The sequence below is a fragment of the Mucilaginibacter glaciei genome (assembly GCF_014773245.1).
Taxonomy (GTDB): Bacteria; Bacteroidota; Bacteroidia; order Sphingobacteriales; family Sphingobacteriaceae; genus Mucilaginibacter; species Mucilaginibacter glaciei.
In genome coordinates this window covers 992,350-1,015,401 of sequence record NZ_JACWMX010000001.1, presented here as the reverse complement: position 1 = coordinate 1,015,401, position 23,052 = coordinate 992,350, and the positions used below count along the sequence as shown (strand labels likewise).

Annotated in this window: 17 protein-coding genes and 1 tRNA gene; 6 read left to right on the top strand and 12 right to left on the bottom strand. The window is 44.1% G+C overall.

Translation table 11 applies throughout. The features are described 5' to 3' along the window. Positions 1-586: 586 nt before the first annotated feature. Positions 587-3,964 (bottom strand): DEAD/DEAH box helicase, encoded by a 3,378-nt coding sequence (locus IDJ76_RS04585; protein ID WP_224746180.1) that lies wholly within the window; start codon positions 3,962-3,964, stop codon positions 587-589. Positions 3,965-4,130: 166 nt separating this feature from the next. Here IDJ76_RS04585 and IDJ76_RS04580 point away from each other — a divergent pair, with 166 nt between their 5' ends. The 3 genes from IDJ76_RS04580 (at position 4,131) to IDJ76_RS04570 (ending at position 7,177) form a co-directional block, all read left to right on the top strand. Further along, positions 4,131-6,335, top strand: a complete 2,205-nt coding sequence (locus IDJ76_RS04580; RefSeq protein ID WP_191161158.1) for an alpha-galactosidase — start codon at positions 4,131-4,133, stop codon at positions 6,333-6,335. Between the two features lie 246 nt (positions 6,336-6,581). Then, complete coding sequence (locus IDJ76_RS04575; protein WP_191161156.1) at positions 6,582-6,992, top strand: hypothetical protein; 411 nt, start codon at positions 6,582-6,584, stop codon at positions 6,990-6,992. 112 nt (positions 6,993-7,104) lie between these two features. Beyond that, a tRNA-Lys gene (locus IDJ76_RS04570) sits at positions 7,105-7,177 on the top strand. A 57-nt stretch (positions 7,178-7,234) separates the two neighbouring features. Here IDJ76_RS04570 and IDJ76_RS04565 read toward each other — a convergent pair. The 6 genes from IDJ76_RS04565 to pyrE all read right to left on the bottom strand — a co-directional run bounded on the left by IDJ76_RS04565 (position 7,235) and on the right by pyrE (position 13,812). Further along, complete coding sequence (locus IDJ76_RS04565) at positions 7,235-8,680, bottom strand: TonB-dependent receptor (protein WP_191161153.1); 1,446 nt, start codon at positions 8,678-8,680, stop codon at positions 7,235-7,237. 126 nt (positions 8,681-8,806) lie between these two features. Further along, entirely contained in the window at positions 8,807-9,823 is a 1,017-nt protein-coding gene (locus tag IDJ76_RS04560; protein WP_191161151.1) for an LLM class flavin-dependent oxidoreductase, read from the bottom strand. 98 nt (positions 9,824-9,921) lie between these two features. Further along, positions 9,922-10,740, bottom strand: coding sequence for a carboxypeptidase-like regulatory domain-containing protein (locus IDJ76_RS04555; RefSeq protein WP_191161149.1), 819 nt, complete (start codon positions 10,738-10,740; stop codon positions 9,922-9,924). A gap of 30 nt (positions 10,741-10,770) precedes the next feature. Next, positions 10,771-12,399: an ABC-F family ATP-binding cassette domain-containing protein gene (locus IDJ76_RS04550; protein ID WP_191161148.1), complete on the bottom strand. Its 1,629-nt coding sequence runs from the start codon at positions 12,397-12,399 to the stop codon at positions 10,771-10,773. Positions 12,400-12,773: 374 nt separating this feature from the next. Continuing rightward, on the bottom strand, positions 12,774-13,169 hold the full coding sequence (locus IDJ76_RS04545) for an SRPBCC family protein (RefSeq protein WP_191161146.1): 396 nt from the start codon (positions 13,167-13,169) through the stop codon (positions 12,774-12,776). 1 nt (position 13,170) lies between these two features. Continuing rightward, the gene (gene pyrE, locus IDJ76_RS04540; RefSeq protein ID WP_191161144.1) at positions 13,171-13,812 is read right to left on the bottom strand and encodes an orotate phosphoribosyltransferase; all 642 of its coding nucleotides are present in this window, start codon (positions 13,810-13,812) and stop codon (positions 13,171-13,173) included. Between pyrE and IDJ76_RS04535 the strand changes: the two genes are divergently transcribed. Next, positions 13,811-14,449: an NUDIX hydrolase gene (locus tag IDJ76_RS04535; protein WP_191161142.1), complete on the top strand. Its 639-nt coding sequence runs from the start codon at positions 13,811-13,813 to the stop codon at positions 14,447-14,449. The two genes, pyrE and IDJ76_RS04535, sit on opposite strands and share 2 nt — an antisense overlap. Positions 14,450-14,489: 40 nt before the next feature. On the opposite strand, the gene coaD is transcribed toward IDJ76_RS04535, so the two are convergent. The 4 genes from coaD to IDJ76_RS04515 are packed head-to-tail and all read right to left on the bottom strand — an operon-like array spanning position 14,490 to position 16,910. After that, a complete protein-coding gene (gene coaD / locus IDJ76_RS04530) occupies positions 14,490-14,951 on the bottom strand; it encodes a pantetheine-phosphate adenylyltransferase (protein ID WP_191161140.1) in 462 nt (153 codons plus the stop codon). Positions 14,952-14,994: 43 nt separating this feature from the next. Then, positions 14,995-15,576: a GDP-mannose pyrophosphatase NudK gene (gene nudK / locus IDJ76_RS04525; protein WP_191161138.1), complete on the bottom strand. Its 582-nt coding sequence runs from the start codon at positions 15,574-15,576 to the stop codon at positions 14,995-14,997. Positions 15,577-15,588: 12 nt separating this feature from the next. After that, positions 15,589-16,122, bottom strand: coding sequence for a 16S rRNA (guanine(966)-N(2))-methyltransferase RsmD (rsmD, locus tag IDJ76_RS04520; RefSeq protein WP_191161136.1), 534 nt, complete (start codon positions 16,120-16,122; stop codon positions 15,589-15,591). Next, positions 16,098-16,910, bottom strand: coding sequence for a DUF3822 family protein (locus IDJ76_RS04515; protein WP_191161133.1), 813 nt, complete (start codon positions 16,908-16,910; stop codon positions 16,098-16,100). Before IDJ76_RS04515 ends, rsmD begins: the two co-directional genes overlap by 25 nt. 64 nt (positions 16,911-16,974) lie before the next feature. On the opposite strand from IDJ76_RS04515, the gene IDJ76_RS04510 reads away from it, so the two are divergent. Continuing rightward, a complete protein-coding gene (locus IDJ76_RS04510) occupies positions 16,975-18,381 on the top strand; it encodes an ATP-dependent DNA helicase (RefSeq protein ID WP_191161131.1) in 1,407 nt (468 codons plus the stop codon). 198 nt (positions 18,382-18,579) lie between these two features. Here IDJ76_RS04510 and IDJ76_RS04505 read toward each other — a convergent pair whose 3' ends face one another. Then, positions 18,580-19,914 carry a sensor histidine kinase gene (locus tag IDJ76_RS04505; protein ID WP_191161129.1) on the bottom strand — a complete coding sequence of 445 codons (1,335 nt, stop codon included), beginning with the start codon at positions 19,912-19,914 and terminating at the stop codon, positions 18,580-18,582. Between the two features lie 185 nt (positions 19,915-20,099). On the opposite strand from IDJ76_RS04505, the gene clpB reads away from it, so the two are divergent. Continuing rightward, positions 20,100-22,691 (top strand): ATP-dependent chaperone ClpB, encoded by a 2,592-nt coding sequence (clpB, locus tag IDJ76_RS04500; RefSeq protein ID WP_191161127.1) that lies wholly within the window; start codon positions 20,100-20,102, stop codon positions 22,689-22,691. Positions 22,692-23,052 lie beyond the last annotated feature (361 nt).

Genomic DNA, 23,052 nt, shown 5'->3' with positions numbered 1-23,052 from the left:
TTACCTCAACACATCCTGCCCCGTAAAGCGTTTACTTCTTACAAAGCGACTTTTTGACTCCGCTCTACAGGTTTTAAAACAACTGTCATCTCGAACGAGCGATAGCGAGGAGAGATCCTGTCGGTTAAGCAAAGTTCGCAAGCTTGACCAAGAGGATTTCTCACTCTCGTTCGAAAAGATAATTTGTTGGAACAATTACCTCAACACATCCTGCCCCGTAAAGCGTTTACTTCTTACAAAGCGACTTTTTGACTCCGCTCTACAGGTTTTAAAACAACTGTCATCTCGAACGAGCGATAGCGAGGAGAGATCCTCTCGGTTAAGCAAAGTTCGCAAGCTTGACCAAGAGGATTTCTCACTATCGTTCGAAATGACAATTTGTTGGGAAGTAAAGTCTCCGCCGGCTCACGCGTGCCGCGTGTGCTTTAGACGCCAAGTAAGTGCTGATTAACTTTTGACTATGAAACACGCTCACACATGCACCAGCAAGTGTAAACCCACCTTTTTTATAAATATTTGATTATTAATAATTTAATATGTTTATTTCGCGAATTATGTAAACCTTTGTAAACCGTATTTTAAAAAACTACCGCAACATCGCCAGCAACTCCTGCTTTGATAAAGCTTGTAAAAATGATGCATCGGTTTTGATGAGGTTGCTCACCAGTTCTTTTTTGCTATCCTGCATCAGCATGATCTTTTCTTCCACCGTATCGGGGCATATCAGGCGTACGGCTACCACATTTTTATACTGGCCAATGCGGTGCGAGCGGTCGATAGCCTGGTTCTCTACTGCCGGGTTCCACCAGGGGTCAACGATGTACACGTAGTCGGCCTCGGTGAGGTTTAGTCCTGTACCGCCCGCCTTAAGGCTGATGAGGAATACCCTTGCGGCAGCATTGTTTTGAAACTCGTTCACTATGGCTTCGCGGTTGCGGGTGCTGCCGGTAAGCATGGTGTAACCGATCTGTTTGGCGATCAGTTCTTTTTTGATCAGTTCCAGCATCGATACGAATTGCGAAAATACCAGGATCTTATGCTCCGGCGATTTGCTCTGGATCTGATCGATCAGCATGTCAATCTTGGCCGATTCGGTACCGGGCTGTTTTTCGCCGGGCAGTAACTCGGGCGAGTTGCAGATCTGCCTTAGTTTGGTCAAACCCTTCAGCACATTCATAGGCGACTTCTTCAGCTGGTCGTCTGTAGTAGCTGAGATATACTCGCGGAACTCCTTTTCATACGCGTTGTAAATGCCGCGCTGCTGTTCCTGCATATCGCAATACAGCACCATTTCGGTTTTGTCGGGCAGTTCGGCAGCTACCTGCTGCTTGGTACGGCGCAGGATAAAGGGTTTGATCTTCTGGTGCAATTCGGCAGCGCGTTTGTTGCTTTTAAACTTATCTATCGGCACCGAATAAATATCCCTGAAGTATTGGCGCGTGCCCAACAAACCGGGGCAGGCAAAAGAAAGCTGGCCGTACAGATCAAAGGTGTTGTTCTCGATAGGTGTGCCGGTGATCACGATCTTGTTGCGCGATTTTAGCAGCCGTACCGATTTGTACCTTTGCGAATCAGGGTTTTTAATATTCTGTGATTCGTCCAGGAAAATGTAATTGAACAAGTATTTCTTGATAAAATTAACATCGGCCAGCAGCGTACCGTACGAGGTTAGGATGAGCTCGTATTGATCGAACCCATCGGTGCTTTTGATCCGGTCGGCACCGTAAATGGTGTGGATGCGGATGGATGGCGCGAATTTTTGCACCTCCTGCTGCCAGTTAAATATCAGCGAGGTAGGCACTACCAACAAGTTGGTGTTGTGCTGCACCTTATCCCGTTGCGACAGGATGAACGCGATGATCTGCATGGTTTTACCCAGGCCCATATCATCGGCCAGGCAGCCGCCAAAGTTAAAATCATCCAGAAAGTTGAGCCAGTTTAAGCCCTGCTGCTGGTAGGGGCGCAAGGTAGCCTTCAACCCGGCAGGTATGGGTGCGTCTTTTATCGATTCAAAGGCGGCAAACTTATCGCGGTAGTTAGCAATTTCCTGCCGTACTTCTTCATCCAGCACCTCATCATCGTACAGCTCCCGGATAGTTTGGTAGTTGGTTTTTGGCGTGCGCAGCATATCATCCACCACCTCGCCCGAGTTAAAATAGCCGGTAAACTTCTTTATCCAGTCGGCAGGTAAAATACCCATAGTGCCATCGTCCAGCTGTACATACTTGCTTTTATTCCGTACTGATTTATAGATTTGCTTAAAAGATGCCTTAGTGCGTCCAAAGCGCACGTTGATATGTGAATTGAACCAGTTTATGCCGCTCAAAACCCTGATGGTGATCTTTACCTTATTGGGGTTAAGCTTGTTGCCTTCCAGTTCGTTAAAGCCTAATATGGTGATGCCGTTGCGCTGCCATTCTTCAAACACGTTCAGGAACCAGGCCTCGTCTAAAAAATGTTTTTTGTGCAGGTAAAAGTAGTGCAGGTCATCGTCAAGCTGTTCCAGAAAGTTGGGGTGCTGCTTCACCAGCATAGCTTTAAAGGCTTCCTCGGCATCGTCATCGCGGGTCACAAAAAACTCTTTGCCCTTATTGTCAACCGCGTAGATTTGCCTTTGCGTACGGATAGAGATCTCGGACTCGCCATACTGCATCACCGGAACAATCATGACATGGCTGCCAAAATCAGACAGGTAGATGATCTTCTCGGTTTCCAGTGTAAAGCCCTGTTGCTCCAATTGTACAGGAGTGGCGGGTTTGATGTGCTTGTAGTTAACGGAAATCTTGTCTTCCAGCTTATTTAGTAACCCCGCCTTAAACTCTTTGAATTTAGATTGGTGGATGAGCAGGTTATCGGGCCGCTTGCTTAAAATATCTATTAAGCCCAATGTTTGCAGGCTATCTGCCAGGTAAAGGGTATCTGTCCAAAACAGGAAGTAGCTGAAACGGACGGACAGGTCTTTTAAAGGTTGTTTAACATTGCCGATCTTGACGCTGCCGCCCACTTCGTAAAAATCGCCTTTGGTATTTACCGTAAGCGCAAAAGCCGATGGAAACGGCGCAACCTTTACAGGAACAATGGAGCTAGCAGTGATGTTTTCTGAAACCTCGCTGTTGTGGTAATAAAAACGATAGCCAAGTGGGTTTTTGACAATAGCACGCAGGGCGGTCAAATCAGCATCCGTCCGTTTGGAGTTAAGGTGGTTTTGAAATTTATTGATGCCGGTGTAAAACTTCAGCTGCTGGTGGTCGTCGGTTGCCCAGATCATGTCCAACGGGTTAACGGCTGTCAAAGGATTTTTGATCTTGCCGTCTTTAGCGGTTTGCGCGGTGTACAGGTCAATGAACAGGTATTTGTAGTATTTATGCTGGCGCAGCACCACGCAGGTGATCTGCCTGGCATCATTAGCAGTTTGCGCAGGCGTAAACAAAGGTGCGGGGGCTACCTGCTGGTTCATGTCAAACAAACTCTCTTTAGTAACAGGGATAAGCGATTCTAAAGCAGGGGTAATACTGAGTTTTTTGTCCTCATACCGGATGTTGAAAAAGGCATCGAGGTCGGCTTCGTTTTCTAAACCATAATCGGCGGCTACCTTTTTTAACTTTTGTCGGCGGGCAGTAGCGTTAAAGAATATGGCCAGCTCATCCCGTTTAATCAGGGCGGCCAACACAAAGGCCTCGTGTTCACAAAGCTTTTCTGCCGAGGCATTGCAAGTACAGGAGCAAAGCAGTTGCCCGGAATGCTGTACTATGGTAACGTCCGGAAAATTCATGTTGCCATACTCATGACCAAAAGTTCCCTGGTCAATCTCTAAAAACCGGGGGGTAATATGCTGGTAACTTGCTGCATCAAAATACACTCCGACGGCGGCATATCTGGCAATGGTAACCTCGGTAATGGTTTCAAAAGGGATGCCTTTTAAAACGAAAGTATGGTGGTGAGGATGGCCGTTTTCGATAGTCAAAACTAAGTGTACTAAATCGTCGCAAATTATCGAATATAATCTGTGAAAAGTTATAGGAATTAGAGATTTTTAGAAGTTTTAAATGAAAAAACTGTTCCTTTTTATCCATATTTGGTTATCGATAAGCCCGGCACAAAATCGTGCTTAACCAATAAAACCTTAAAAGATGACCTTTACTTTATCTAACTGTAAACCGGCCCTCACGGGTGTTGTAAGCCTGTTGCTGGCATCGTTTAATTTGAATGCGCAAACCATTATCCCGGTAGAGACCGCTAACAACGCAATGGTTTTACAGGTGGCCAAAAACAAGGATCTGGGTATTGTTTACTTCGGTAAAAAATTAAATAACCAACAGGAATACATTCAGATACAGTCGCAATATAAACAACCGGAAGATTATACCAATCAGCTTAATTCGGCGTACACTTCTTCGGGATCGCGCAATTTGGTAGAGCCGGCTATCTCGGTTACCCATGCGGATGGCAACAATTCCCTCGACCTGAAATATGTTAGTCATGATCTGAAAAAGATCAGCGACGATGTGTCTCTATTGACAGTTTTAATGAAAGATCCGGTTTACAATTTTGAGGTAACCCTTTATTATAAAGCCTATTATAAGAACGATGTGGTGGAGCAGTGGAGTGTTATCAGCAACCACGAAAAAGGGACGGTAACCCTGCAAAAGTTTGCATCGGCCAATTTGCATATCCAGGCAAAGAGTTTTTACCTTACCCAATATCACGGCGACTGGGCAAAAGAGATGCAGCCCGAAGAAAGCAAAATTACTCACGGTATTAAAACCCTTGATACTAAGTTAGGTACAAGGGCAAACCTTTTCCAACCGTCGGTTTTTATGGTGTCGTTAGATAAACCTGCAACGGAGGATGAAGGCAGTGTTTTATACGGAGGGCTGGAGTGGAGCGGCAACTTCCGCACCGACCTGGAGCTTGACCCGCAGGATAACCTGAGGATCATATCGGGAATTAATAATTATGCATCGCCATACGCCTTAAAACCGGGATTGGCTCTCACGACCCCTGCTTTCTGGTACACATTCAGTGATCATGGCAAGGGTGATGCCAGCCGTAAACTGCAAAGCTGGGCACGTAATTATAAGATATTGGACGGCAAGGGCTCGCGGTTAACGCTATTAAATAACTGGGAATCAACTTATTTTGATTTTAATGAGACTAAACTGGCCGAATTGCTGAAAGACACCAAAAAGTTAGGTGTAGACCTTTTCTTGCTGGATGATGGCTGGTTTGCCAATAAATACCCCCGAAACAGCGACCATACCGGCTTGGGCGATTGGGAGGAGAACAAACAGAAACTGCCAAATGGCATTGCATCATTAGTAAAGGAAGCACAAAATAATGAAGTTAAATTTGGTATCTGGGTTGAGCCAGAGATGGTTAGCCCTAAAAGTGAGCTTTATGAGAAACACCCGGATTGGGTAATTAAGCAGCCTAAGCGAGAAGAATATTACTATCGCAACCAACTGGTGCTGGATCTGGCTAACCCTAAGGTACAAGATTTTGTGTACAGCATTTTAGATAACCTTTTTACCAAGAACCCGTCATTAGCCTACATTAAATGGGATTGTAATGCGGTGATCTACAATGCTTACTCTGCACATTTGGGTAAAGATCAGTCGCATTTTTATGTGGAGTATGTGCAGGGATTGTATAAAGTATTGGAGCGTATCCGCGCTAAATATCCAACAGTACCTATGATGCTATGCTCGGGTGGCGGAGGTAGGGTAGATTATGCTGCCTTACAGTACTTTACAGAGTTTTGGCCAAGCGATAACACCGACCCGCTGGAACGGATCTTCATGCAGTGGGAATACTCTTACTTTTATCCGGCCATTACCAGTTCTAACCACGTGACCGATTGGGGCAGGCAGCCAATCAAATACCGTACAGACGTAGCGATGATGGGCAAGTTAGGCTTTGACATCGTAGTGAGCAAATTAAACTCCCGGGACCTGCAATTTTGCCAGGATGCTATCAAAACGTACAACAGCATCAAACCAATTATCTGGCAAGGCGACCAATACAGGTTAGCCAATCCGCGCGAAGGGAGCATAGCTTCTGTTCTTTATTTGGACGAGGCCAAATCATCAGGCGTTATGTTTAACTATCTGGTAAATAATCGTTACGATGAAAAAAGCAGACTGCCCATACTTTTAAAAGGGTTAGATGCGGGCAAGAAATATACAGTTAAAGAGATCAACCTTTACCCGGATGCAAAAAGCCGGATAGACGGAAGTAAAACCTTTACAGGCGATTTTTTGATGAAAATAGGCTTTAACCCTGACGTGAATTCTAACCGTACCAGCGTGGTGCTAAAAATTGACGAAATAAAGTAAGCGCACATGCAAGGGCAAATATAACGAACAAAACGGCGCGATTTGAGTACGGTTTTACTCATAGGTGTGATTAACATTGTATAAAATTTTCAGGAGGATGCAAGCGTGTTTCAATAGTTAAAACCGTTTGGAGTAGCGGTTTATCTTTCATCCGAATTTATTATCTAAACAGCTACAGCAGCTTACAATTTATAAAATGGCAATTAGAAAACATATATTGGATTGATAGTTGCAGTAATTGTAATCATGAAATTAAAATTACCGATTACCTTTTTATTTTTGGCCACCTTAAGTACGGCCTGTATTAAATCTTACTCACCAACAGTTGAATCTTATGACGTTGCCCGTAAGATATTTCGTGTTAAAGCCCAATACCAAAGCGAGCCGTATAACATAGTTATAACACAATTAAAGGCTAATTCTGCAAATTCTCCATACAGCGTAATCACCGGTGTTCAGAAAGCAAATTTCGACTACGATTTTACTCCGGCTGCCGGCGACACTATAAAAATAAAAGCAACTTCTAAAACCGGTTCTTTTGTTGTAAATGCCCGTTATTTAGATAAAGATTTGGGTTTCATAAATTTGAAGCAGGATAAAGCCAATAATAATTATTCGGCAGAGTTTGCGTATGTAGTACCGCAACCACAACCTTAAGTTAATTTGGAAGTATATAGCTCAGGCATATGCTTAACATTACATTAATTGACTGAAAATACCTTTTAGCATTCAAATAATTTTTGTTTCTTTGCGCTCCGATAAAATAGATGACTCGGTAGCTCAGCTGGTAGAGCAAATGACTCTTAATCATTGGGTCGAGGGTTCGAACCCCTCCCGGGTCACAAAAAAGCCTTTCAGTTATGCTGAAAGGCTTTTTTTTTGGCGAATTAGTGGTTATCTTATTGTGTAACGGGTCTATTTCCGCCGGCATATCCGAATAGCGATCTGTTTTTGATGATGGTAGCAACCTCTACGGGGACATATTCTTCCCAGCCGGTTGTGCCTTCTTTTATCAACTGTAAAACACGGTCTGTTTGAACATTTAAATTGGTTTCCTGATAATTAGTGATGTCTTCAATTTTATTGTTGGCTAACAGGTATTCGTAAAGATCAATTAAATGCGGTGGCAGGGTAAACTTTTCGCAATTATAAATTACGCCATCGCGCAGGGTAGGGTATATGAATAACTTCACTTTGCGGCTGAAAAGCGTAGCGAATGATTCTAAGATACCGCCTTCGAGATTTTTGTAATGTTCTTCAGTGAAAATATACTCCAGGTTGGGATAGCCCAACACAACGCCCATTTTTAGTTTGGTGATCTTTGACAGGTATGCTACCAGCTTATAATATTCGTGAAAATTGGAGATCATTACCATTTGCCCCAAAGAACTAAGGATATCCACCCGATCTAAAAAATCCTTTTCATCTATCTCGGCAGATTCATCGGCGTCCCGTTCTTTTAGCGATTGCAAGGTTAACTCTGTCAATACTACTACATTTTTTGTATCAATATCCGGCTCTTGCAAAAACTGTTTAACGCCATTGTTCAGCATATCCAAATGCACGTTAATAACCGGCCGGTAACGGCCGCGTATTACCACAATATGCTTTTTATACAGCACTTCTGATGGTTGCAGGTTCTTACCACTCGGCCCAAATACAGCGGCATCACTGAAGCCATACTTAACCAGGTATAGGCTCATCAGCCGGTTATCCACCTTGCTAAATTCCGGCCCGTCAAAGTGGATCATATCAATCTGGATCCGGTCTTTTGAAAGATCATCCATCAGCGATAGTAAAAATACATTAGGCTTGGCATGGTAATTAAAACACGCATAAATTAGATTAACACCCAATATACCCACTGCCTGCTGCTGCAAGTTGTTGTCATTGTCAAGCAGTTTAACGTGTAAGATCACGTTGTGCGATGGCCCATTGGGTGTTAATTGGAATCGGACGCCCATCCAGCCGTGTCCTTCATTGGTTTTATGATAGTTAAGGGTAGAAAACGTGCCCGAAAATGCAAAAAAGGTTGACGAAGCCCCCCTTTGTTCAGCAAGGCGCTCTATCAGTAACTCATATTCTTTATCCAGCATGGCTGCAAGCCGCTGCTCACTTACATAACGTTTAACCTGTTGGGTGCCGTAAATAGCATCGGAAAAGATCATGTCATAAGCAGACATGGTTTTGGCGATAGTGCCCGACGATGCACCTGCTTTGAAAAAATTAGCTGCGACATCCTGCCCGGCGCCAATCTCAGCAAACGAGCCATAAATGGCCGGATCGAGATTAATGGCCAATGCTTTTTGTTTTGTTCCGATATCTTTATTGTGGATGATATCCATTACCTGTGGGGTTTAGTTAAACAAGCTGTTTGTTTAAAATACGGTTAACAGCTATAGAAGTAGGTAAATAACGTAATTGTTTGGCGTATTGTATAGAAACTCGTCAGAAATAACGCTTAAATGATGTTATCTTAATAATGGTTTTACTTTTTGCCCCAGCAGCCTAATCGCGTTCATGATCTTTTCGTGAGGCAGGTTAGCGTTATCCATTTGAAAGGTCACCCTTGATATACCGCCTAATGCCTCGCTATGGCGTGCTATTTTATTGGCCACCTCTTCGGGGCTGCCTATTATGATTGCACCTTTTGGCCCTGCAACTGCATCAAATGCAGCTCGTGTAACAGGCGGCCAACCACGTTCGCGACCAATTTTAGTAAACGTTTCAGCATAACCCTTGTAAAACTCCTCAACAGCCTGCTCTGTAGTTTCGGCGACATAGCCTAACGAGTGCAGCCCTACCTTAAGCACTTCGGGCGCGTGACCGGCCCTTTTACCAGCTTCGCGATAAAGATCAACAAGGGGGCGGAAACGGTGTGTTTCGCCACCAATAATGGCCACCATTAAAGGCAGGCCTAAGACACCTGCACGTACAAACGACTCGGGCGTGCCACCAACGCCCAACCAAACCGGTAGCTTTTGCTGAATGGGGCGCGGGTAAATGCCCTGCCCTGTTAGCGAAGGCCTGAATTTGCCCGTCCAAGTTACCTTCTCGTTAGCGACAATTTTTAAAAGTAGGTCCAGCTTTTCTGAAAAAAGCTGGTCGTAATCCTGCAAATTAAAACCAAACAGCGGGAAAGATTCTGTAAACGAACCTCGGCCCACAACCATTTCGGCACGGCCGTTAGATATCAGATCTAAGGTAGCGGCATTTTGAAACACTCTTACCGGGTCGGCTGCACTCAATACGGTGACTGCGCTGGTTAAGCGGATGTTTTTGGTACGAGCGGCAGCTGCAGCCAAAATAACGGACGGAGCGGAGTCTAAAAATTCTTTGCGGTGGTGTTCGCCTATGCCAAAAATATCAAGGCCTACTTTGTCGGCTTGCTCAATACGCTCCAGTAGCTGTGCCATGGCCTCTGCATCTGTAATATTGGGGCCGGTACCTTTGTATGCTGCGGCAAAACTGTCAATTCCAATTTCCATAGGTGTGCTGTTTGGCTGCAAATTACGTTTTACAGCTAAAAGCACAGGCCATTAAAGAAGATTATGACACCGCAAAAACTTTAATGTGTATAAAATGGCTAATACTCGGCTAAAACATTAAAGGCAACGCCTGCAATACCCACTTTTTCCCAGTCAGCCTGGCTGGTTTGGCGCGAAATTACTGCCCCGCTACCCAGCAGGCTTAAATAGGCGGAAAACATTAACCCCCGGCCTTTGCTATTTTCAATCCATTCCAGCGCAGCAAAGAAGTTATCATCTACGTAAATACTGTAAGGTTCTAAATTAACCTGGATATCCTTTTGACCGGCTTGTGCTTCTACATAAATATTTTGATTTTGCAGTAACTGATCAGGCATGCCCTTTTTTAAGGAGTAGAAATTAAGACGCAATTTTACCGGATAGGACGGCGCCCGGCTGATATGTACATTAAATTTTTTTAGAAAAGTAGGCGACTTTTTGATTTTAATTACCGTGCCAATTTCATGGCCAAGGATATTGTCGGAAAAACCGGCGTTAGTATTGTCAGATTGCGATGTATTTCCCAGCACGCCTTCTTTCCATTTACGGTTGGTTACCTTAACCTCTTTCAGTTGGGTAACTGAAGGCTGCAATAAAATGATTTTTTTGTTACCGGCTATAAAATCTGCAATTTGATAAGTTTGAGCGAGATAACCTATCATGGATATCTTGATGATATCGGCCTCATGGCCAATAAGGCTAATCTTGTAACGGCCCGCACTATCGGTAACGGTTCCGATATTTTTGCCGGTAATACCAACGTTTACATAGGGCAGGGAATGCCCGGTGCCGGCATCTTTAACTATGCCTTCAAAACTTTGGGCATTGGCAAAAAAGCCGGTCAACAAAATTAATGCAACCAAGTAATAATGTTTCATATTACTAAGATGCACTAATTGTTTAAATAGTTACGCCGCAGCGTACATTTCTTCGCGTTGTTTCTGGACTACGTCGCTGTTAACGTATTCATCATACGTCATCAGCTTATCTATCACGCCACCGGGGGTGATTTCAATAATGCGATTAGCCACTGTCTCTACCAGTTCATGATCTCGTGAAGTGAAGATGATGTTTCCTCTAAAATCCTTCATGCCGTTGTTCAGCGCAGTTATCGATTCCAAGTCAAGGTGATTGGTTGGCTCGTCCAGCATCAGCAGGTTGGCCGATTGCAGCATCATCCGGCTAAACATGCAGCGCATCTTTTCTCCACCACTCAGTACATTGCTTTTCTTCAGGACCTCTTCGCCGCTGAATAACATACGGCCTAAAAAGCCGCGGATAAACTGGTCATCCTTATCGCCGGTTGAATATTCGCGCAACCAGTCTATCAGGTTATCATTTTTGCCTTTAAAGTATTCTGAGTTATCGATAGGGATATCGGCAGCGTTTACCGTAACACCCCATTTGAATGTGCCTTTATGATCGGTATCACGCCCGGTTAAAATATCATACAGTGCCGATGTTGCTAAACTGTTTTGAGAAAGCACCGCAACTTTATCGCCCTTATTCAGCATAAAGCTGATATTGCCGAATAATAATTCGCCGTTAAGGCTTTTGCTCAGCTTCTCCACCTGTAAAACCTGGTCGCCAATTTCGCGGCCCTGGTTATTAAATATAATTCCCGGGTATTTACGGTTTGATGGCTGTATCTCGTCCAGGTTGATCTTATCGAGCGCTTTCTTACGGCTGGTTGCTTGTTTTGATTTAGATGCGTTGGCACTAAACCTGCGGATAAATTCCTGAAGTTCCTTTACACGCTCTTCGGTCTTTTTATTCTGATCGCTGCGTTGTTTCAAAGCCAGCTGGCTCGATTCGTACCAGAAGGTATAATTACCGGTGTAGATGCTCATTTTAGCAAAGTCGATATCTACTACGTGGGTACAAACCGTATCTAAAAAGTGCCTGTCGTGCGATACCACCAACACAATAGCCTCGTATGACGCCAGGAAATCTTCCAGCCATGTAACGGTGTGGATGTCCAGATCATTCGTAGGCTCATCCAGTAAAAGGATATCCGGTTTGCCAAACAACGCCTGCGCCAAAAGCACGCGTACTTTTTGCGTATTGTCCAGATCTTTTACCAGGTTATAATGAAATTCTTCTTTAATGCCCAAGTTGCTCAATAGGGTAGCGGCATTGCTTTCGGCATTCCAGCCATCCATTTCGGCAAAAAGGTTTTCCAGTTCGCCGGCGCGTTCGCCATCTGCATCTGTAAAATCCTCCTTCATGTAAATGGCATCTTTTTCCTTCATTACGGCATACATCTCTTTGTAGCCCATCATCACGGTTTCTAAAACGGTGAAATCGTCAAAAGCATAATGGTTTTGGCTTAATACAGCCATACGCTCGCCGGGAGTAAAACTTACCGATCCACTGGTTGGGTCTATCTCGCCCGATAATATTTTTAGGAAGGTTGACTTGCCTGCGCCGTTAGCCCCAATAATGCCGTAGCAGTTGCCCTGGCCAAACTTGAGGTTAACATCTTCAAATAAAGTCCGTTTTCCGTAACGTAGGGATAAATTAGATACCGTAATCATGCTGCACTTAAATTTGTGCAAAAATACGGTAAATAGTTAATTTAACTAACTGTGGTAAGGATTTTTAAATAAAGGTGGGAAATTGATCAGGGATATTAATCTACACTTTGGTGATTGGTTGCAGTAAAATATTCCTCAAACGTTTAACTTGTATGCAACAAAATGCCGTATCAACCGTATAATATAAGTAATTATCGCACTGGAACAGAATTTGCCTAAGTTCTGTCAAATAACCAATTATTAAATTTTAACTACTAATTCCCGGAGTCATGATAATTTTTGTTGTTTTATGCCTTTTTGTTTTAAATGCAGTGATTATGGTTTACGATGTAAAGGTCAACAAAGACTATTGATCGGTACCTGATAGCTGTATTTTATTTAAAAAGCTCAGCTAAGTTTTGTGTTTCCTCGTGAGCCAGTTTCTGCAGCGGGCCCGATGCAAGCATTTTCATCAGCATGTTAAGATCGGCTGTGATGGTAAACTTAGCTTGGGATTTATCTTCTAATGGGGTTAATTCCCACTTTAATTCCATATCGAAGGGCGGCTTTTCGGCGGGAGTAATAATGATTTCGCGGCCTGTAATTCGATGGCTTATTTGTAACGTAAGCTTAGTTACATTTTCAATGTTAAAGCTGGCTATATCAGCGGTTGAAACCCAGTCAGTAATATTATCAGGCATTAATTGCCTGTGATTGTTCATGTCGGCTAAAAAAGCGTATACCTCGTTAACAGATTTATTTACGGTAACGATACTCTCAAAAACACTCATTTTATTTCCCCCAGGTTGATGGCTGATCTCGCCATTGTTTAAGCATCTCTACATCAGCAGTGGATATATATTGATGCGCCTCGGCGTATTTAATTAATGCGTTATAATTAGATAAAGTGAAATAGGGGCACTTTGCATTTTTAAAATTTTCTGCGGCCACATCAAATCCGTAACTAAAAATGGCAGCCAGGCCGGCAACAGTATATCCTGCGTCGCGCAAAGCTTCAACAGCTTGCAGGCTACTTTTACCGGTAGAGATCAAATCTTCAATAACTACTACCCGCTTTCCAGGGGAGATCTCCCCTTCAATTAAGTTACCTGTGCCATGTTCTTTAGGTTTTGCGCGTACATAAATAAAGGGCAGTCCCAATTCTTGTGCTACCAACGCACCCTGCGGGATACCCGCCGTAGCCACACCTGCGATGCAGCCTACAGAACCAAACATTTCTTGTATGGCCGAGGTTAATTGCTGGCGGATATAAGTACGGATAGTTGGGTGTGATAAGGTCACCCGGTTATCGCAGTAAATAGGCGATTTCCAGCCAGAAGCCCAGGTAAAAGGATTATTAGGTTGTAATTTAATTGCTTTAATTTGCAGCAGAAATTCAGCTACTTGCTGTTCCGTTTCACTATTGGTAACCATGGCTCAAAACTACAGAATTTATATTAACGAAAAAGTGATTTTGCTAACGGGCAAAGCACCGGCGCAAATTAAAGACTATCAAAAGATTGACAGTGAGTATTTTGATCTGAAAATAATATTTCCCTGGGTGGATAATCAGCCGGGGAAACTTTTTTATGTATTGAGCGATGATCCTAAAGCGTTTTTGAAACAGATCACCAAAACTGCTAAATTGGTTGAGGCCGCAGGCGGTTTGGTGAAGAACGAAGCCGGTAATTACCTTTTTATTTACCGTAACGATAAATGGGACTTGCCAAAAGGTAAGATTGAAGAGGGCGAAAAAACCAAAGTTGCCGCAGTGCGTGAGGTGGAAGAGGAGTGCGGCATAAAAGTGGCTCAATTAGGCGATAAGATCTGTAAAACTTACCATATGTACCACTGGAAAGGTAAAACCGTTTTAAAGAAAACCCATTGGTTTGCCATGACACACAAAGGTAAGACAAAACTGGTGCCGCAGGTTGAAGAGGGGATTACCGATGCCCGCTGGTTAGGTAAGGAGCAAATAGATCTTATTATGCAAAATACCTTCCCATCTATTGTAGATGTATTGGAAATTGCAGAACTGATTGAAAAACGCGAAGATTTGGCTGCGGGATAATAAATTTATATTTTAACGGGCTTACCTTCACGCTGAGATATTATAAAAACGGTAGCGCCTCCTTTGGGATAAATTGTGCGACATCTCCGTTATAACGGATGATCTCGCGCACGATGCTCGAGCTAATGGACGAATAGCCCGGCTTACTTACAATAAAGATGCTTTCAATTTCGGGCTCCAGGGCATGGTTCATCTGGGCGATGGCTTTTTCATACTCAAAATCAGACACGGTACGGATGCCACGGATCATGTAATCGGCCCCAATGCTTTTACAGAAATTAACGGTTAAGCCTTCGTAAGCTACCACGTGAATACGGTCATCGTGTGCAAAAACAGCCCGCAGCATATCTTCACGCTTGCCCACGGTTAACAAGCCTTGTTTGGTGCTGTTAACCCCAATACCGATATAAACCTTATCAAACAAGGCTACAGAACGTTTTACGATATCAACGTGTGCTTTGGTAACAGGATCGAATGAGCCGGGGAAAAGTGCTATTTTCATATGTGTTAGGCCATGTTGCTATCAAAAGTAAGTATAATAAGCACTAACCCAATAAATTATTTAACTGTGCGTATTGCAGCAGCATAATCGTTTTTGCGTCTTTTATATCGCCCGATTTTATCATCGCCACAGCATCTGTAAAAGGTAATTCCAATACTTCGATGTTTTCAGATTCGTGCGCCAAACCACCGCCTTCGCTTACCTTCATTTCCTGATCATATTCTGCCACAAAAAAGTAAAGGATTTCGGTAACTGAACCGGGCGACATATAAACCTCAAATACCTTTTGCACAGATGAGATCTTATACCCGGTTTCTTCTTCGGTTTCTTTGCGGATGCAATCTTCGGGATTATCTTTATCTAACAGGCCTGCGCAGGTTTCAATCAGGTAACCATCTGCATTGCCGTTTAAATAAGTAGGCATCCTAAACTGGCGGGTTAGTATTACTGTTTGCTTAATGCGGTTGTAAAGTAATACGGTAGCACCATTGCCCCGGTCATAAGCTTCGCGGTAGTGCTTTTCCCAACTGCCATCTTTTTGCTGCGCCTCGTAAGTCACCTTTCTTAACGTGTACCAGTTATCTGATAATACACTGGTTTCTACATTCCTTATTTTATCGTTCATTTAGGTAAAAGGTTAGGCTTTGAAAAATGAAAATGATGAATGCCCGTACTTGCGCTGTTCTACAAATGCAGGGTGATTACTTAAGTTTTGCATGGATTGATGCTCTATGATCAACATCCCATCTGGTTTAAGCAAGTTCTTATCGAAAACGATCTTGGCTATTTGGGGTATATTACTCAGGTCATAAGGCGGGTCGGCAAATATAAGGTCATACTGCTCGGTTTCCACATCCAGGTACTTAAAAACGTCAGCCTTAAATACTTCAATTTCGGTAAGCCCATGCTGGCGCGATGCATCCTTCAGGTAATGCACGCAATGGATGCTGCGATCAATTCCGGTAACCTTTTCGGCCCCGCGCGATGCAAACTCCATAGCTATGTTGCCCGTACCGCTAAAAAGATCGAGCACCGTAATACCTTCAAATTCAATTTGGTTAAGCAGGATATTGAAAAGGGCTTCCTTGGCCAGGTCGGTAGTAGGGCGTACAGGTAAATTTTTGGGCGGGTTAAGCCTCAAACCCCTTAATCTTCCTCCGATGATGCGCATAACGACAGGGCAGCGATAGTAAGGATTTGATGAGCTTTTACCTGTTGCGGCAAATCCAGAGGTTCTATCAGGCTTAATTTAACCTCTTTGAAGAAATCAGCTAAAAACGTAAAGCATCTGTCGCCGTATGAAATTTCACCACTAATGATGATGGTCACCTCCTGCGGGTCTAACTTTAAATCCTGGGCTACAAACGCACAGTAATACGCCAGTTCTTCGTGGTTTTTAAAATTAAAATGGTTATAAAAGCGCAAGCTCTGATTATGAAAGTTTACAAACTCAACCGTTTCATCAGCTACATTCACATACAGGTTCTTATCCAGCGGGAAGTTATTTGCGATTGCCTTTATCCAGCCCTTAGCTTTATAGTTGATTACCGGCGCGTCAAAATCATTCATGTTGGCTGTAAGCTCCTGGTCAACCTTGTAAATGATCACGTTATCTGAATTGACAGATTGGAAGTGTACCTTCTCGTTATCGTGCACGTCAAGCATCCGGGCAACATCAACCAAATGGTCTTTATCAAACAAACCTTTAGGCAGCAGTGTAAAACCTGTCGAGGCAAGGCCTACAATAACTTGCTTATAATTAGCGGTCAGGGTATCGCGCAAAATTTTAGGGTCTTTCAGCTCATCTAACGAATAATTTTCGGCCCATGCCAATAGCTGTTTGCCGGAGGCAATAGCATAGTTAAATGATTCAGCATTGATCTGTAATAACAAACTATAGCTGTGCGCTTGGTTAAGGCTTAAACTCTCGTGGGTAAAATGGTTTTTTTGCTCGCTCATGCAGTTTAACAAAAGTAATATTTTTTGAATTACTTAATTAACATACTTATCAGCATTTTTGTAAGTGCCATCATTTGATCATATTCGCCAATCATTCCCCCACGAGCCTACGCCCCAGCAAGAGGAGCTTTTTGGAAAACTGCACAAGTTTTTGCTGAGCGATGAAGGCGACGAATGTTTTATTTTGAAAGGCTATGCAGGTACCGGTAAAACCACCATTGTTGCTGCTTTGGTTAAGGCGCTGGCAAATTATAATTTCAAATCTGTTTTATTGGCGCCAACAGGCAGGGCTGCTAAGGTAATTACCAACTACTCGGGTAAAAAGGCTTTTACTATTCATAAGCGTATTTACCGTAAAAAATCGGCGTTGAATATGGACGAGGGTTTTGCCATGACCGATAATATGAGTGTCAACACGCTGTTTATTATCGACGAGGCGTCGATGGTATCTGATGAGGTTAGCAATTTTCACGGCAGCTTACTAAACGATCTTGTAAAATACGTTTATAATACGAAAAACTGTAAACTGATGCTGGTGGGCGATACCGCCCAGTTACCACCTGTAGGTGCCGATGACAGCCCCGCACTCGATCTGAAATTAATGAAGGACAGGTTTGGGCTGGATATCCATGCGTATGAATTAACGGATGTTTTGCGACAGCAAAAAGACTCGGGTATATTGTTCAACGTGACTAACGTTCGCGAGATCATCCGGCAGGGCGAAGAGGTGATGCCGCAGATAACTACCAAAGGTTACAAAGATGTTTACCGCATGAGTAGCGATCTGTTGGAGGAGGGCCTTAATTATGCCTACAGCAAATACGGGCATGATGATACCCTGATCATTTGCCGCAGTAACAAGAATGCCAATTTATATAACCGGCAAATTCGCGGGCGTATTTTGATGCGGGAGGAGGAATTAACCGGCGGCGACCAGCTGATGATCGTGCGTAACAATTATTTCTGGCTGCAGGATCAGGAGGAGGGCAGCACGGGTTTTATTGCCAATGGCGATATCTGCCGTATCCGCAAGGTGCGCCGTATTGAGGATATGTACGGCTTTAGGTTTGCCGATGTACAATTGGAGTTTATCGATTACGCCGAAGACCCGGTACTGGATTGCAAGATCCTGATAGACACCCTGTACTCCGAAGCACCCGCCTTAAAACCCGAAGACCAGAAACGCTTTTACCTGGAAGCCATGAAAGATTACGACCACATCCCTAACAAGCGCGCCAAGCATAACGAATTAAAACTGAACCCTTACTACAACGCCTTGCAGGTTAAATTTGCCTACGCCATTACCTGCCACAAAGCACAGGGCGGGCAATGGGGGGCCGTGTTTGTCGATCAGGGGTATCTGACCGAAGAAATGGTCAATACCGACTTTTTACGCTGGTTTTACACCGCCTGCACCCGCGCCACCAACGAACTTTACCTGGTGAATTTTAACGAGAAGTTTTTTAGATAGTGGTGCTTTCGGCTATTCTTCCAAGCACGAAAACGTGTTCACGTTCACCGCATGAACACCGTGAACATTTGCAATTACCTGATAATCAAATGTTCACGTGTTTTGAGTTTGTTGTTTTCTGACAGGATCTTGTCAGTAATGTCATTAATATGGAGATGTGGTCGATTTTCCGGCACCTCTAAAAATCTCTAAAATTCTTTACTCTGCCTTTGGTAATTCTACCGTAAATGTACTGCCTTTGCCTTCTTCGCTGCTTACTTTTATGGTACCCTCGTGGGCGACAACGATGTCCTTCACGATACTCAGGCCTATTCCGGTAGATTGCTCGCCTTTGAGGCCCGTACGGCCCGCGCCCGAGAAACGCTCGAATAACTTTGGGATCAGGTGCTGCGGGATTCCCAGTCCGTGATCTTTAATTTCTATCACAATCCTGTTTTTAACAATATTCAAATGAACCTCTATCTTATCCTCCTCTTTAGAGAATTTTAGGGCATTGCTGATCAGGTTATCGATCACCCGCGGGAATTTCTCGTGGTTGATCATCGCCGATACCGACTTTACATTGCTTATCAATACCACATGGCTCCGGCCGTTCAGCTGAATTTTCCAGGCATCTACCAAACCTTGTAAAAATTGGTTGAGTTCGGTCTTTTTAGTTTCCATGCCCGCACCCGAATTTTCGTTACGGGCAGCATCCAGCAGGTCGTCTATAATAGTACGGGCTTTCACGCACGATTCGCGCATCATATTCAGGTTCTCTTGCGTATCCTCGTCAATATCTTCCATTTCCATCATCATTGCCAATGATTCTACAGCGGCAATTGGGTTACGCAAATCGTGCGCTACGGTGCCTAAAACCTGGTTTTTGAACGTGTTCGCCTTTTCAATTTCTCCATTCTTCTGGCGGATCTCTACTATCTGCCCGTAATAACTGGCTTTGTAAGAGAAAAAGTAACGTGATGTTAAATAGAAACCGGATAACAATATCGCCGAGATAAGCTGATTGTGCGTCATTTCTGTCGGGCCAGATTGCGCGTGAAAAAGCAGCATGGTAAATATTAACTCGATACCTACCAGCAACACTACGGTTTCGTACCACTCAAATATAAAAAGGAAGCTTACTATACTCAAGGCGATTAAATATAATGTAAGTGCATTACTGGGGTCTGATGTGGATATAAAGCTGGAGTACATCCCGCCTACAATAAGGTACAATGCAAAAACGAATGTAAAAAGCGCCATCTCTGCCGTTGCCCGCCTGGTTTTGCGTAACTGCTGTACCAGCAAATGGCTGACTAAATAAAAGAATGGGGTAACGATGATGAAGATCCAGTTGACAAAATTAAACTCGGGGAAATTTTGTGCTTTAGTCAAACTCTCCGGGAAAACATAATAGCAGATCCTGATTACCAGGTTAAGCGTCAAAAAGATGAAGCTTGCTGTACGTACGCTTAACAGATTCTGATAATTGTAATAGTTGCGAAAGGCAACACTATACTTATCAGGCAATTTGGTAAAAAAGTGAGTTTCCAATCTTTAAACTTAAAAGGACGCAAAAATATTAAATATCTGCTAACAGTATCAAAAATAATATATATTCCTGAAAGTTGTGCAGGTTTACTAACGCTGAGTAGACAAAATGACGTGTAAAAAAATATTTAGGTGCCATTTATTCATAAAATTAGATGTGGCAATGGTTTTGAGCAGAATGGAGTACTATGAATTTTAACAACTTTACCATAAAAGCACAGGAAGCCGTGCAAAAGGCTACCGAAATTGCAACCGGTAATCAGCAACAAGCCATTGAAACAGCACACCTGCTAAAAGGCTTATTACTGGTTGATGAGAATGTTATCACTTATCTGCTGAAAAAATTAAATGTTAACCTGAACAGGTTAAACACACAGCTTGATGAACAGATTGCCTCGTTCCCGAAAGTTAGCGGGAGCAACGTTTACCTGTCATCAAATGTCAATTCAGCTTTGCAAAAGGCCACCGCATATCTTAAAGAGTTTAAAGACGAGTTTGTATCTGTCGAGCATATCCTGCTGGGCATCTTATCCGTAAGTGATAAAACATCGTCCGCATTAAAGGATTTCGGCGTAAACGAAAAGGACCTGAAAAAGGCCATTGTTAGTCTACGTGGCGATAACAAGGTAACCGACCAAAATGCTGAGGCTACTTATAACGCCCTTAACAAATATGCCCGTAACCTAAACGAGTATGCCGAAAGCGGTAAACTCGACCCGGTGATAGGTCGCGACGAGGAGATCCGCAGGGTGATTCAGATCTTGTCGCGCCGTACCAAAAACAACCCGATACTGGTGGGTGAGCCCGGCGTTGGTAAAACCGCCATTGCCGAGGGGATTGCCTTCCGGATCATTAAGGGGGATGTGCCCGAAAGCCTGAAAACCAAAACCGTGTATTCGCTGGATATGGGCGCATTAATAGCTGGTGCCAAATACAAAGGCGAGTTTGAAGAACGCTTAAAGGCTGTTATCAAAGAGGTTATCCAGAGCGATGGCGAGATCATCTTGTTTATCGATGAGATCCACACCCTGGTGGGTGCCGGAGGTGGCGAAGGGGCAATGGATGCCGCAAACATCCTGAAACCGGCCCTTGCCCGTGGTGAATTAAGGGCCATTGGTGCTACTACCTTAAACGAGTATCAAAAATATGTAGAAAAGGATAAGGCCCTTGAGCGCCGTTTCCAAAAGGTGTTGGTAGATGAGCCGGATACTGCGGATGCGATCTCGATCCTGCGCGGGTTAAAGGAACGTTACGAGGCCCACCATAAGGTGCGCATTAAAGATGAGGCCATTATCGCATCTGTTGAAATGTCGCAACGCTATATTTCAGATAGGTTTTTGCCGGATAAGGCGATTGATTTGATGGACGAGGCCGCATCTAAACTCCGTTTAGAAATGGACTCGGTACCCGAAGCTGTAGATGTGCTGGAACGCAGCATCATGCAGATGGAGATAGAGCGCGAAGCCATTAAACGCGAAAAGAACGATGCGAAGGTAGACGAACTGAGCAAAGAGATAGCCAACCTGTCTGCCGAGCGTGATTCACTACGGGCTCGTTGGAAAGGCGAGAAGGACCTGGTTGATGGTATTAACCAGAAGGTGGAGCAGATAGAAAATTACAAGCTGGAAGCCGAACAGGCCGAACGTGCAGGCGATTATGGCAAAGTAGCGGAATTGCGCTATGGTACCATTGTAGAAACACAGGCCGAAGTTGATAAATTGAAGGCTGCATTATTAGAAAACCAGCAGGATAGCCGAATGCTGAAAGAGGAAGTTACTGCCGACGATATTGCAGGTGTAGTAAGCCGCTGGACAGGCATCCCGGTGAGTAAAATGATCCAGAGCGAACGCGAGAAATTGCTGAGCCTGGAAGACGAATTGCATAAACGCGTAGCAGGGCAGGAGGAAGCGATTGAGGCTATCAGCGATGCCATACGCCGCAGCCGCGCCGGTTTACAGGATAAGCGCAAGCCTATCGGTTCGTTCATATTTTTAGGTACTACGGGTGTTGGTAAAACAGAGCTGGCCAAAGCTTTGGCCGAATACCTGTTTAACGACGAGAATTCGCTGGTGCGGATAGATATGAGCGAGTACCAGGAACGCCATTCCGTTTCAAGACTGATAGGTGCGCCCCCGGGTTACGTGGGTTATGATGAAGGCGGGCAACTGACAGAAGCTGTGAGGCGCAAACCTTACAGCGTGGTATTGCTGGACGAGATTGAGAAGGCGCACCCGGATGTGTTCAATATTTTGTTGCAGGTTTTGGATGACGGGCACTTAACCGATAACAAGGGGCGTGTGGTGAACTTTAAAAACACCATCATTATCATGACATCAAACATCGGCTCCAACATTATCCAGGAAAACTTTCAGGGTTTGCAGGATAACAACCGCGAGGAAGTGATCGCTAAAACCAAAAACGACCTGTTCAATGTATTAAGGGCTACCATCCGCCCGGAGTTTTTAAACCGAATAGACGAGATCATCATGTTTACGCCATTGAGCCGCGACGAGATCACCGATATCGTGAAGCTGCAGTTTAAACAAGTGCAAAATACACTGGCCGAAATGGGCGTAACCATCGAAGCATCTGACGAGGCTTTGGATTGGCTGGCCCAGTTAGGTTACGACCCGCAGTTTGGCGCAAGGCCGTTGAAACGTGTGATACAAAAGAAAATTTTAAACGAGTTATCTAAACAAATTCTGGCCGGTAAGGTGGATAGGGACAGCAAGATAAAGCTGGATATGTTTGATAATAACTTTGTTTTTGTGAATTCGTGAGGGTGAGTTAAGCGTGGTGAGTATTGAGTGAGGAGAGAATGAACGCACAGCCGTTGCCCGCTCCTGGTAATTGACGACAGGTTGGGTTTCTCTGCGGGCTAATCTGTCACCCGGTCGTTGCTTCGCCGGGTACCCTCTTGCTTCAAACCGAGGAAGTATCAATATTTCTTACCCTCTTTGCGCAGCAGAGAGGGTCGACCAGCGTAGCGTAGTCGGGGTGAGTTGTCGCACGCAGATTACTCACCCCGCGGCACTTCGTGCGCGGCCCTCTCTTCGCCTGCGGCGGAAAGAGGGCGTAGCGTCTTAGGAGTTCGTGAGGGTGATTGAGTGGTGATTAGTCCGTGGAGTGCGCTTACCCCCT